Origin of the sequence: Pelistega sp. MC2 (assembly GCF_900099475.1) — a bacterium.
Taxonomy (GTDB): domain Bacteria; phylum Pseudomonadota; class Gammaproteobacteria; order Burkholderiales; family Burkholderiaceae_B; genus Taylorella; species Taylorella indica.
Genome location: NZ_LT628276.1, coordinates 67,384 through 79,882, shown reverse-complemented (window position 1 = coordinate 79,882; position 12,499 = coordinate 67,384). Strand labels below are relative to the sequence as shown.

Sequence of the window (12,499 nt, the reverse complement as noted above, 5' to 3'; positions counted from 1 at the left end):
TATGTCAATTAATACACAATTTGAAGAGATTTTGAAAACGGTGAATCCTCTTTGGCAACCATTGAAAGAGGCTGATATCTGGAAAAATCCTGTAAATATTGAAAATATCCAAGACTTAGTAAGTGATATTAGTGGCGAGCTAGTTGCCTTATATCAACAACATAAAATCTATGGAGTTTGGTCTTTAGACACGGTTTTCGTAGATAAACTAGGACGCTACCATCTTATTCCAAATTTTGGTATTAGTGATGTTAAAACACCCAATCAAACAGCTATATATCCTGACTACGCTGCGTTTGAATTAATGACGGATGATGCAGCTTGGCAAATAAATCAACAAACTGATGTCTACGGCTTAGGGATGTTAATTAGGACGTTGATTCTAAAAACACCACCACAAAGTGCAATTGATCGTCTTTTGCAAGATCAACCACGATTAAGTCAGTTTAAAGAAGTTGGGATTAATCGCCAGACTTTACGTGTAATTGATATGGCTACGGGGATTGAGCAAGCCAATAGACTAGATACGTTTGCTGAGTTTGCTGATCTCTTAGGGGTGGAGGTAGAAGAAACTGTTAAGGTTAAGTCTACAAATGTTGCAGCGGTTAGTGGTGCTACAATCGCTACTGGAGCAGCCATAGCTGGAGCTACTATAGCTACTGGTACGAATACGTCTGAAAATACAGAAAACTCTATTGCAGATACAGCAGGAATAGAAAATAGTTTGCCTAAAGTTGATGTTTCTGAGCCAACTGTATCAGAAAAAGATTTTTATCATGGTATTGAAACTAAGCAGCTCAATGATGTACAAGAAGAGTCTGTTAAGAATAGTGTAAATGAAAACATCGTGTTAGAGGATACTTTATCTACAGAAACCTTAGCACAACACGCAAAAGATTCAACAGAGCTGAGTTCAGTACCAGTAAATAGCGAAACAGAAACACCAATAGCTGATAGTACAGATGGTCAAGTAGAAAATAATGATATCGCGGATATTTTAGCGACGCTTTCTATGGGGGAGAATCAGGGAACAAGTGCAATCGCTACCCCACCTACTGAGGTCCATAAAGTACCTACTCAATCTGCTAATGTTAATCAAACAACAGGACATGAGACGCCAGTTAGTACAAAAGGGGCGAATGTACCAAATGAACAATTTAGTGAAGGCTTGAGTGTTAGTGAAACCGCAACTAATACCAATCTAAATGCACCATCTATCACTAAAAGTCGTGAACAAAGTTTATATGAACAACAGTTGCAACGTGCCAATGAGAGCGAGGAAACTGTTGAGCAAGCAACAACATCAGAAAATAAGCCAGCGAGTGATGCTAAACCAATAACAACAAGTCAAGAATCTGAGGATGAAGAAAATGATGAGCAATTCGATGCCTTAAAAATGCAACAAGCTTATTTAAAAAAGAATCAAAAAAATAAATCTTCTAAGCTACCCGTTTGGATTGCTTTATTGGCACTAGTCATTGGAGGACTACTTTATGCGATACAAAAAGGACTGCCTTTTATGTCCAGTAAAGAGTCAACATTAGCATCTGAAAATAAAGCCCAGCCAGAAGATGCTAATAAACCGTCTGAGACAGAACAACAAAAGGCGGAAGAAGAAAAACGTTTAGCCGATGAGCAAGCCGCAAAGCAAAAGGCTGAAGAAGAAAAACGTTTAGCGGATGAGCAAGCGGCCAAACAAAAGGCTGAGGAAGAAAAACGCTTAGCGGATGAGCAAGCGGCCCAACAAAAGGCTGAGGAAGAAAAACGTTTAGCGGATGAGCAAGCAGCCAAACAAAAGGCTGAGGAAGAAAAACGTTTGGCGGATGAGCAAGCAGCCAAACAAAAGGCGGAAGAAGAAAAACGCTTAGCGGATGAGCAAGTGGCGAAACAAAAAGCGGAAGAAGAAAAACGTTTAGCGGATGAGCAAGCGGCTAAACAAAAGGCTGAGGAAGAAAAACACTTAGCCGATGAGCAAGCGGCCAAACAAAAGGCTGAAGAAGAAAAACGTTTGGCGGATGAGCAAGCAGCCAAACAAAAGGCGGAAGAAGAAAAACGTTTAGCGGATGAACAAGCGGCTAAACAAAAGGCTGAAGAAGAAAAACGCTTAGCCGATGAAGAAGCAGCAAAACAAAAGGCGGAAGAGAAACTTGAGGCTCAAATAAAAGCAGACAAAATCAAAGCAGAAGAAGTTAAAAAGCGTCTTGCAAGAGAACAAGCGGAGCAAGAAAAGGCGGAGCAAGAGGCCTTACGAGCGAATAATGCAAAAACATCCGTAGACAAGCTAACGAGTTCCACGGCTTTGGTTGCTGATAAAGAGATGAAACAAAAAAATCTTGAGAGTCAGAAACAAGAGTTGACTAATAACAAAGAGCGGACATTAACTGAACAAAAACATAAAAAGTCTCAAGCTATAGCGGCCAAAGAAGGCACTGTAGTCTTTAAGATTCATCCATGGGGCAATATTTCTGTGAATGGTAAAACACGTGGAGCAAGCCCACCGTTAAATAGTATTACGTTGAAAGAGGGTAACTATAGTATTGTGATTAACAATGGTAATGATTTGCCTGTTAGATATAACATTACCGTGAAGGCTGGAGAGACTACGACAGTGATTCATAAATTTTAAAATAGTTAAAAATTGTAAAGAGAAACATTTCTGTAATAACAGTTTTGTATATTGTTAACGTTTTTAATAACTTGTAGGAAAGCGATATATACAAGTTGAAAAAGTGCTTTAAATATGATGACATTTGAAGAATTATTTGCTCAATTTAGTAATACCGATTGTGGCTCTAATCTTGAGTATGACGCAGATTTTTTAAGCTTAAACCAATTGGCGCAGCTAAGACCAGAGCAACAATTTGGAAATACAATTATTGAGGCTCAAGCCCCTGATTGGTCGAAGGTTGAAAACTTGGCGATTAGTTTATGCGCGAGAACTTGTGATTTACGCATTCTTGCAATTTTGACATGGGCATGGACAGCGCAAAGAGGCATAATTGGATATGCACAAGGGCTAACAATTGTTAGGCATGCACTCAATGAATTTTGGGATGCTGTTTATCCACTAGTCGTAGAGGATGATGGGTATGAAGACCCTATGCCAAGAATGAATACCATTCTGGCATTAGTGGATTTGCAAAGTATTGTGCCGAGTTTAAAGCAGTCGTTAATTTTGACAGAATCATACGAAAAATTAACGTTAAGAGATGCCGAACAAATTATTGAAGGAAATAGAGCGGATGATTTTCCTGGGGGTAAAGTTCGTTTGGGGCAAATGCTTTATCAAGGAAAGCAATCTAGTGATCCTTTGGTTTTAGCTATTGAAGAGGTTAACTCTGCTCTTGAGCAGATTAAAGAGTTGGTTGCTGAGAAATTAGGTTTTGAATGGGCTCCTGATTTCAAAGGGGTGAGTGAGTTATTCAAGTCCTTGGTTGGTTTGTTGGAGAATGTAGAGTCAAGTGAGGATGAGGAGTCTACTGATAATCAGGTAGAGAGTGGTAATACGGTTGATGTTGTTACTGATGCAGAGTCTGCTCCTGCTACTGAGAGTATAAAAGTGACTTCTTGGCGTGAGGTGCAAATTAAGACCAGAGCGGATGCTATGTTAGCTTTAGAGAAGGCGAGTGCATATTTTGAGGTTTTTGAGCCTAGTCATCCAGCTCCGTTTTTAATTAAAAGGGTTCAGCAGACTATTCCTTTGAATTTCTATGAAATGCTAAAAAATCTAACGCCAAATAGCCATGAGCAATTTGATATGTGGCTTCCAAAGGAAGAAGATTAAGGGTTATATAGAACAGTCATAAATTAAAACTACGGAGAAAAAATGTCAAATCTAAGTCGCAAGAAAAAAACTAGTGGGCAAAAATTTATTGCTAGAAATCGTGCGCCACGTGTTCAGATTGAATACGATGTGGAGATTTATGGTGCTGAGCGTACTGTTCAATTACCATTTGTAATGGCTGTGATGGCAGATTTAACAGGTAAGTCATTGCAAGAGCAAGCTGATGTCGGTGAAAGAAAATTCTTAGATATCGATGTAGATAACTTTGATGAAAGAATGAAAGCCGTACAGCCTCGCGTGGCATTTCAAGTTCCCAATACACTCTCTGGTGAAGGTGTATTAAGCATTGATATGACATTTGAAAGTATGGATGATTTTAATCCAGCACATATTGCTAAAAAAGTAGAGCCTTTAGCTAAATTATTAGAGGCAAGAACTGAGTTAGCTAACTTATTGACGTATATGGATGGTAAGACAGGCGCAGAAAATTTAATTAACCAGCTATTAGAAAATCCAGCCCTGTTAAAAACACTAGCTGCTACACCTAAACCGACTGAAGAAGTAAAAGATGTGCGGCAAGATACTGAAGAATAAGGATAATGTGTTATGACTAAAATGAATGCTCAACAAGAGTTAAGTAGTAACAAACTTGAAGCCGATGGTTTATCGTCTTTATTGAAAAAAGAGTTTAAACCTAAAACAGATCAGGCTCGTGAAGCAGTTGAGAGTGCAGTAAAAACATTGGCAGCGCAAGCATTAGAAAACGCAGTGACAATGAGCTCTGATTCTTATACGACTATTCAAAATATTATTGCGGAAATTGATCGTAAATTATCGGATCAAATTAATCAAATTCTACATCATGCTGATTTTCAACAATTAGAAGGTGCTTGGAGAGGTTTGCACTATCTAGTAAATAACACAGAAACGGATGAGCAACTAAAAATACGTTTTATGTGCATCAGTAAAAAAGAACTAGGTCGTACCTTAAAACGCCATAAAGGGGTTGCTTGGGATCAAAGCCCCATCTTTAAACGTATTTATGAAGAAGAGTATGGTCAATTTGGTGGAGAGCCAATTGGTTGTATTGTGGGTGATTATCATTTTGATCATAGTCCTCCAGATGTGGAATTATTAGGTGAAATGGCTCGTATTGGTGCGGCAGCACATTGTCCATTTATCTCTGGTGCATCACCATCTGTAATGCAAATGGATAGTTGGCAAGAGCTTTCTAATCCACGTGATTTAACAAAAATCTTTAGTAATACGGAATATGCGGCATGGAGAAGCTTGAGAGAATCTGATGATTCTCGTTACTTAGGCTTGACAATGCCAAGATTCTTAGCACGCTTACCGTATGGTGCTCATACAAACCCTGTAGATGAGTTTGATTTTGAAGAGGATACGGATAGTGCATCACATGACCACTATACATGGGCAAATTCTGCTTATGCAATGGCAACCAATATTAATCGCTCATTCAAAGAGTATGGCTGGTGCACCTCTATTCGTGGGGTTGAGTCTGGTGGAGCAGTAGATAACTTACCTTGCCACACCTTCCCAACTGATGACGGTGGTGTGGACATGAAGTGTCCAACGGAAATTGCGATTAGTGATAGACGTGAGGCTGAGTTAGCTAAAAATGGTTTTATGCCATTGGTTCATCGTAAAAACTCTGATTTTGCTGCCTTTATTGGTGCTCAATCTTTACAAAAACCCGCAGAATTTGATGATCCAGATGCAACGGCTAATGCTCGCTTAGCGGCTCGATTACCTTATTTATTTGCTTGCTGTCGTTTTGCCCATTACTTGAAATGTATTGTGCGAGATAAAGTAGGCTCATTTAGTGAACGTGATGATATGGAACGTTGGCTAAATAATTGGATTATGAACTATGTTGATGGGGACCCAATTAACTCATCGCAAGAAACAAAAGCACGCAAACCTTTAGCGGCAGCTGAGGTTCAAGTAACAGAGATTGAAGATAATCCTGGTTACTATGCGGCAAAATTCTTCTTGCGTCCTCATTATCAGTTGGAAGGATTAACCGTTTCCTTACGGTTAGTATCAAAATTACCTTCTCTTAAACAAAATGAAGGGTAATTTATTATTTTCGTACTTGTAAAAGTGTATTAATTTAACTTTTTTTTGGGGAAAAATTATGGCAGTTGATATGTATATGAAAATCGAAGGTGCTAATGGCGAATCTAAAGATTCTAACCATAAAGACTGGACTGATATTGAATCTTTTGCTTGGGGTGCTACACAACCTGGCTCTATGGCTACTGGTGGTGGCGGTGGTACTGGTAAAGCCAGTTTCAACGATTTACACATTGTTGCTCGTATTGATCGTGCTGCTCCAGCAGTAATGAAACATTGTGCAACTGGTAAACACCTAAGCAAAATCGAAGTATCAGTTTGCAAAGCTGGTGGCGAACAAATCGAATACTCTCGTATCACTTTAGAAGATGTATTAGTAACATCTGTTCAATACACTGGTGATAAAGATGGTGATGCAATGATGGTTAGCTATGCATTCCAAGCTGCGAAAATCAAACAACAGTACTGGGAGCAATCTGATAAAGGTGGCAAAGGTGCTGAATCTGTTGTTGCTTATGACATTAAGCAAAACAAAGCAGTTGCTTAATTGAGTCTAAAGCTCTAAGTAGCTAGTTTGAAATGGAGCTAACCTAATCTAAAGCATATTAGTTAGGTTAGCTTTTCTCTTTTTTGAGGGTATTTTAATGATCAATGTACAAATATTTAAGACAAAATCTATTCAAGAAGTACTTGATGAGGTAAAAGATAAAGTTCGCAAAAAACCTCAAGATGCTGATTTGCGTGCGTATTTATTTCAGCTATTTTCATTACAGGGAAATTGGGCTAAGGCGGTAGAACAAATTAAATTAAGTGCTGAAATGAATACTCAAGCTCAACCACTTGCGTTGGTATATGTCGGCGCTATTAATGCAGAGAGTCAACGTGAGCAAGTGTTGCAGGGTAAGGAAAGACCAGCCATTTTTGGTGAGGCAGAAGAGTGGATGGCATTGCTTATGGCGGCATTAGAAGAACAAGACAAAGAAAAGGCTGCTATGCTACGCCAACAGGCGTTAGAGATGGCTCCAGAAGTTGCAGGCAGTTTAACCTTGTTTTCAGATGAAAATAAAACATTTGAATGGATATGTGATGGGGATAGCCGTTTAGGTCCGATTTGTGAGTTTATCAATAATGGTCGTTATGGTTGGATTCCTTTTACATTGATCGAGAAAATTCGTTTTATTCAGGCTCAGGGTTTAAGTGATTTAGTCTGGGCACAAGTAGAGTTACTTTTATTAGACGGTCGAACCTTAGTAGGACTTATACCTGTTCGTTACGTACCGTTAGTGTCTTATACCGAACAAGACGATCAAGCTAATCTAAGTCATAGAACAGAGTGGGTACTTTTATCGGAAGATCATTATCAGGGTATTGGGCAGAAAATGCTGATTACTGATGAAGGTGATGTTGCCTTATTAGATATAAAAGAAATGGTGTTTAATCATCCAAGTGATGCTTAAGCATTGATAGGTTTATGTATACAAGAAATAAAGCATTTAGGCAAATATCCAAGGGCGGGCAGGCTAATGAGGACAAGTTATTGCCAGTGTTATTGGATCGTTTAACGGATAACGCCCCTGAAAAAAAGACAGAAGCCCTTGATAGCAACATAATGAATGCCGATCAACTTAAAAGAGCTGTGTTGAGAGATTTAGCGTGGCTGTTAAATACAGTGAACTTAGAATCTATTAAAGAGTTAGATGGCTTGGAATATGTGAAACAGTCCAGTATTAATTTTGGGATAACCCCTATGGCTGGTCAACGTATGTCTGAGATTGATCCTCACGAAATTGAGGAGAAAGTATTACAAGCTATTTTGAATTTTGAGCCTCGATTGTTACCTGATGATTTAGAAGTGACATGTGTTCAGGAAACCCATGACTTGGAACATTACAATGTGCTGTTTTTGATTATTAAAGGCATGCTTTGGTGTAACCCATATCCAGTAGAGTTTTATGTAAAAACAGAAATTGATTTAGAGTCTGGTCATATTGAGATGAAAGAGGATGGTAACTAAGCATGCAGGACGACTTTTTAGACTATTACAATAAAGAATTAGCCTATATGCATGAGATGGGTAAAGAGTTTGCAAATCAATACCCAAAAATTGCTGGACGTTTGGGAATGCAAGGCTTGGAAGTGGCTGATCCTTATGTCGAAAGACTGATGGAGGGGTTTAGTTTCCTGACAGCTCGTATCCATATGAAAATGGATGCTGAGTTTCCCCAATTTACACAGAATTTATTGGAAGTGTTGTATCCTGGGTTTACAGCGCCTACCCCTTCTATGGGCGTGGTTCGGTTTGAGCCAAATAATAAAACCAAAGGGGCAAGTGATGGTGCTTGTATTGAAAAAAATACACTGTTACGTGCACGTATTCAAAATACAGAATGTCGATTTGTGACGGGTAATGCTATTAACATTCATCCTATTACTATTACCTCCGCACAATATGTAAATACACTGGGTGACTTACCTGTTAATACGATAAAGACATTAACTAATAATAAAACGGTACGTGGTGTACTAAAAGTGCAATTTAAAATAGTGGGTGGCGCAACACTTAAAGATTTAGAAAACCTAGATAGTATTCAGTTTTTTCTAAATGGTGAAAGTGTTTATACCCATAAGCTGTTAGAAATGATTCTTGCCCATAGTGCTGGGGTGATTTGTCGTCAGACAGATTCAGTGTCACCATGGTTTGATTATCTAGATTCACAACATATTACGCATGATGGGTTCAGTCTTGATGAAGCTTTATTACCTGCTGATGCAAGGGTATTCCATGGTTATAGGATTCTGCAAGAGTATTTTGCTTGTCCTGCTAAATTTATGTTTTTTAGTCTTCACGGATTAAAGGATGTTTTTAAAAAGCATGCCGATGTACTAGAGAGCAAAACCTTTGAATTAATTTTTTTACTAGATAAGGTTTGTCATGAATTAGAGGGAAATATTACTGAGGAAAATTTGCAATTGCATTGTGTACCAGTAATCAATTTATTCCCTATCAATGCCAATCGAATTACGGTCGATTCACATTTACATGAGTATCATGTAGTGATTGACCGAACGAAACCACTAGATTATGAGGTGTATCGCTTACTTTCTGTGAAAGGAGCGATGTTGGATAAGAATACTAGCCAAGAGTTTACGCCTATGTTTGACTCTTTAGGTGTTGAAGATAAAAATGCGGCTGCTTATTATTCTATTCGCCGTGAGCCTCGAAAAATATCTGATATAGCGAGTCGTGATGGGGGAAGATCTAGTTATTTAGGCAGTGAAGTATTTATCGCTCTTGTGGATAAAAATGCTCCTCCATTTAGTCAAGATATTGTGAGTTTAGAGATTAAAGCTATGTGCACAAATCGTGACGTGCCTTTAATTTTTAATACGGGTGCTAAAGTAGATTTCCGCTATAACAATTCTATTCCTATTACGGATATTGCTTTTATCAAATTACCAACACGTCCTCGAGCTGCTTTAGCTAAAGGAGATACGGCATGGCGCTTGATTAGTCATTTGAGTCTAAACTATTTAAGTTTATTAGATAGTAGTCCGGATGAGGGTGCTCAGGCTATTAGAGATATTCTCAGTATTTATGCTGAATTAGGTGATCCATTATTAGCAAAACAAATTCAGAGTATTAAACATATAGCGATATCCCCAACATATCAACGTATGCCTATTCCTGGGCCTATCGTGTTTGGTCGAGGTGTAAAAATTAGTGTAGAAGTCGATGAAAATGAATTTGCTGGTATTAGTCCATACCTTTTTGGGGCGGTGCTTAATCAGTTCTTTGCTAGGCATGTCTCTATCAATATGATGACGGAATTACAGCTCAATAGCTTACAGTCTGGCATGATTGCTTGTTGGAAACCTCAACGTGGAGGTCGTCCTTCAGTCTAGGGTGATTTGTATCTTAAAGATACAAATTAACGTCTACTTGTCATAAAGATTGCGTGCACTCTTGTTACTATTGAGCGTTGTTAAAGCGTAAGAGTTTGTTTTGGATAGAGTATTAATGGTTGTATGAGTAATAAATTTATCGAATACTATCATCAGGAATTGGTTTACATGCACGAGATGGCTAGGGAGTTTGCTGAGAATTACCCTAAAGTTGCCAATCGTTTGTCCATGGGCTTTTCTGATAATAGTGATCCATATGTTGAGCGACTACTCCAAGGGCTAAGCTTTCTGACAGCACCCATTCACATGAAGATGGATGCTGAGTTTCCGCAGTTTACTCATCATTATTTAGAAAAGTTATGTCCTGAATATATAGCCGTTGCGCCTTCAATGGGTTTAGTACAATTTCAGATTAATAATAAAAAGGGTAATCTTAACGAAGGTGTAGATATTCCTAGAGGGCTTAGCTTGCGTGCTCGACTTCCGCACGATGAAGAAGTGCTCTTTACGACCAGTCAAGCGGTTAAATTATGGCCACTCGAAGTAACATCAGCAAAGACGGTTTCTGATAACCTGAATGTAATATTTGCTAAATATCCTGTATTAAAAAATAAAAAAATTAAACAAGCTATCACGGTTCAGCTAAATTTAACGGGAAGCGTTAGATTGAATGAGTTATCTAAATTAGAAAATTTGGATGTTTATATCAATGGTGACACGGATTTAGCAAGTCTTATTTTAGAAGCGATTTTGGGGCATACCGTATCTATACTTTATCAGGATGCTGAAGGGCCTAGTTGCTGGAGTAATTTACTTGGTAAAGACTATATTGAGCAAGGTGGTATAAGTAAGGATGTATCTCTATTTCCCTTGTCGGATACGATGCACATTGGGCATCGTCTTGCATACGAATATTTTTTATTACCTGAAAAATTCAGATTTATTCAATTAAAAGGATTGCGGAAAGCACTCAAAATCCCTAAAGAACGACAAGAAAAATCGGGATTATCAACCATTAAAATTACTTTTTTCTTAGATAAAAAATTTGTAGAGCTGGAGGGGGCATTAGATAAAAATAATTTCTTACTGTTTTGTACCCCAATCGTGAATCTCTTTCGACAAGATATTAAGAATATTTTTCTTGAACAATTAACGCCGCACTATCCATTAGTGGCAGACACCTCACGACCGAACCATATGGAAATCTTTAGTGTGACTAAAGTAGAAGGGGTTTCAGAGGATAAGTATAAAACTCGAATAGATATTCCTAACTTAGCGACTTATCGTCAAGGGAATCGGGAAGGATATACCACGCAACGTAATACTTATACGTTTGGTGTCGAAAAAAAACAAGATTATAGTCGGACAGAATTAACTATTCATCAATTAGAGGCGTTACAGGAAAAACATCAGATTAGCCATATCAATGTTTATACCTTGTGTACTAATGGATGGCTTCCTTTGGAATTGAATAAAGAGAGAAAAATAGATTTTAAGCTGGATAAATATGTGCCTGTAGATACTATTCAGTTGCTCGGACAGATGACAAAACCTCGCCCACCATTGGCTGAATTGAGTAATGCTTGGGCATTGATTAATCATTTAAATTTACAGTATTTGGATTTTTTGCAGCAAGGTGATGAGAAAAACGCCGCAGATGCACTGAAAGATATCTTGCATATCTATACATACATTGCTGACCCGTTGTTATCCAAACAGATTTCGGCGATTACGAATGTGACTATGTATGCGACTCATGATCGCTCGCCGATTCTTGGTGAAATATTTATTGCTAGAGTTGTTGTTATTCGTATTGAGATGGATGAGTTATTTTTTGCTGGTGTAAGTCCATATTTGTTTGGTTGCGTTTTAGAACAGTTTATTGGCTCGTTTGTATCACAACAAATGGCGTACCAAGTAGAGCTGTGTAGCATCCAGAGAGGTGTTATTAATAAAGGAAGCGTCTTACAAGGCAGACGTCCAATTATATGAGGGTGGGATGAGTAGAGAAGAAAGAGAGAGTGTAAATCAGTCATTTGTAGCCGCTGAGAATGAACTAGCAAGATTATTGCATCATGGACAGTCTGAAAGAGCGCATGTATTAGTCCCCATACACACAGCAGCAAAAGTTGTGGGTATTCATAAGGAAACTCAGGCGATAGAAGTCTGTTTGGATGGTGCTGTTATCAGTATAAAAAAAGCGGCAAGTTGTTTGCTAATGCCTGCAGTGAATGATGTAGTGTTAGTTAGCGGAGCTGATATCAATCAGGCTTATGTTATTGCCGTTTTGGAACAAGCCAATACAGCCCAACAAGAAATAGCCATCGCGGGTAATGTGCTAGTGTCAGCATCTTCGCTTACGTTTAAAAGTGAGCAATTACTCAGCATGGAGTCAGCACAAATAACACTTAAGGCACAAGAAGCTCACTGCGTTGTTGAACAGACGCAGTTTGTGGGTAAGGAAATGAAAGCGACTATTGGTTTGGTGCAATTAGTAGGTAAGGTCTATGAGGCAATTGTCGATAGACTTTCACATATGAGTAAACGTGCTTTCCGTATTACAGAGCAGACGGAGCAAGTACGCGTAGGGACACTCGATTATCAGGCGGAAAATAGCGCCAGAATACATGCTAAATATACGATGGTAACAGCAAAAGATTTGGTGAAAGTGGATAGTGACCAAATCCATATGGGATAGAGATATTGTGTAGG

General features: G+C 38.5%; 10 protein-coding genes. All 10 read left to right on the top strand.

Annotation, left to right across the window (positions count from 1 at the left end):
• The first annotated feature begins 1 nt into the window (after position 1).
• Entirely contained in the window at positions 2-2,626 is a 2,625-nt protein-coding gene (locus BQ4443_RS10775; protein WP_071059061.1) for a hypothetical protein, read from the top strand.
• 114 nt (positions 2,627-2,740) lie between these two features.
• Entirely contained in the window at positions 2,741-3,784 is a 1,044-nt protein-coding gene (tssA, locus tag BQ4443_RS10770) for a type VI secretion system protein TssA (RefSeq protein ID WP_071059060.1), read from the top strand.
• Between the two features lie 42 nt (positions 3,785-3,826).
• Positions 3,827-4,378: a type VI secretion system contractile sheath small subunit gene (tssB, locus tag BQ4443_RS10765; protein ID WP_071059059.1), complete on the top strand. Its 552-nt coding sequence runs from the start codon at positions 3,827-3,829 to the stop codon at positions 4,376-4,378.
• A 21-nt stretch (positions 4,379-4,399) separates the two neighbouring features.
• Positions 4,400-5,887, top strand: coding sequence for a type VI secretion system contractile sheath large subunit (gene tssC, locus BQ4443_RS10760; protein ID WP_173391513.1), 1,488 nt, complete (start codon positions 4,400-4,402; stop codon positions 5,885-5,887).
• 58 nt (positions 5,888-5,945) lie between these two features.
• Positions 5,946-6,431: an Hcp family type VI secretion system effector gene (locus tag BQ4443_RS10755; RefSeq protein ID WP_023952858.1), complete on the top strand. Its 486-nt coding sequence runs from the start codon at positions 5,946-5,948 to the stop codon at positions 6,429-6,431.
• A gap of 97 nt (positions 6,432-6,528) precedes the next feature.
• Positions 6,529-7,341, top strand: coding sequence for a type VI secretion system accessory protein TagJ (locus BQ4443_RS10750; protein WP_071059058.1), 813 nt, complete (start codon positions 6,529-6,531; stop codon positions 7,339-7,341).
• A 14-nt stretch (positions 7,342-7,355) separates the two neighbouring features.
• The gene (gene tssE, locus BQ4443_RS10745; protein WP_023952854.1) at positions 7,356-7,898 is read left to right on the top strand and encodes a type VI secretion system baseplate subunit TssE; all 543 of its coding nucleotides are present in this window, start codon (positions 7,356-7,358) and stop codon (positions 7,896-7,898) included.
• A 2-nt stretch (positions 7,899-7,900) separates the two neighbouring features.
• Complete coding sequence (gene tssF, locus BQ4443_RS10740) at positions 7,901-9,787, top strand: type VI secretion system baseplate subunit TssF (RefSeq protein WP_071059057.1); 1,887 nt, start codon at positions 7,901-7,903, stop codon at positions 9,785-9,787.
• A 123-nt stretch (positions 9,788-9,910) separates the two neighbouring features.
• Positions 9,911-11,779 carry a type VI secretion system baseplate subunit TssF gene (gene tssF / locus BQ4443_RS10735; protein ID WP_083331932.1) on the top strand — a complete coding sequence of 623 codons (1,869 nt, stop codon included), beginning with the start codon at positions 9,911-9,913 and terminating at the stop codon, positions 11,777-11,779.
• 7 nt (positions 11,780-11,786) lie between these two features.
• Positions 11,787-12,485 (top strand): DUF3540 domain-containing protein, encoded by a 699-nt coding sequence (locus BQ4443_RS10730; protein WP_023952845.1) that lies wholly within the window; start codon positions 11,787-11,789, stop codon positions 12,483-12,485.
• The last annotated feature ends 14 nt before the right edge of the window (positions 12,486-12,499 follow it).

Excerpts from the sequence above, each read along its gene's own strand:
- BQ4443_RS10775 (WP_071059061.1), top strand. The coding sequence starts at position 2 with ATGTCAATTAATACACAATTTGAAGAGATTTTGAAAACGGTGAATCCT.
- tssA (WP_071059060.1), top strand. The coding sequence starts at position 2,741 with ATGATGACATTTGAAGAATTATTTGCTCAATTTAGTAATACCGATTGT.
- tssB (WP_071059059.1), top strand. The coding sequence starts at position 3,827 with ATGTCAAATCTAAGTCGCAAGAAAAAAACTAGTGGGCAAAAATTTATT.
- tssC (WP_173391513.1), top strand. The coding sequence starts at position 4,400 with ATGAATGCTCAACAAGAGTTAAGTAGTAACAAACTTGAAGCCGATGGT.
- BQ4443_RS10755 (WP_023952858.1), top strand. The coding sequence starts at position 5,946 with ATGGCAGTTGATATGTATATGAAAATCGAAGGTGCTAATGGCGAATCT.
- BQ4443_RS10750 (WP_071059058.1), top strand. The coding sequence starts at position 6,529 with ATGATCAATGTACAAATATTTAAGACAAAATCTATTCAAGAAGTACTT.
- tssE (WP_023952854.1), top strand. The coding sequence starts at position 7,356 with ATGTATACAAGAAATAAAGCATTTAGGCAAATATCCAAGGGCGGGCAG.
- tssF (WP_071059057.1), top strand. The coding sequence starts at position 7,901 with ATGCAGGACGACTTTTTAGACTATTACAATAAAGAATTAGCCTATATG.
- tssF (WP_083331932.1), top strand. The coding sequence starts at position 9,911 with ATGAGTAATAAATTTATCGAATACTATCATCAGGAATTGGTTTACATG.
- BQ4443_RS10730 (WP_023952845.1), top strand. The coding sequence starts at position 11,787 with ATGAGTAGAGAAGAAAGAGAGAGTGTAAATCAGTCATTTGTAGCCGCT.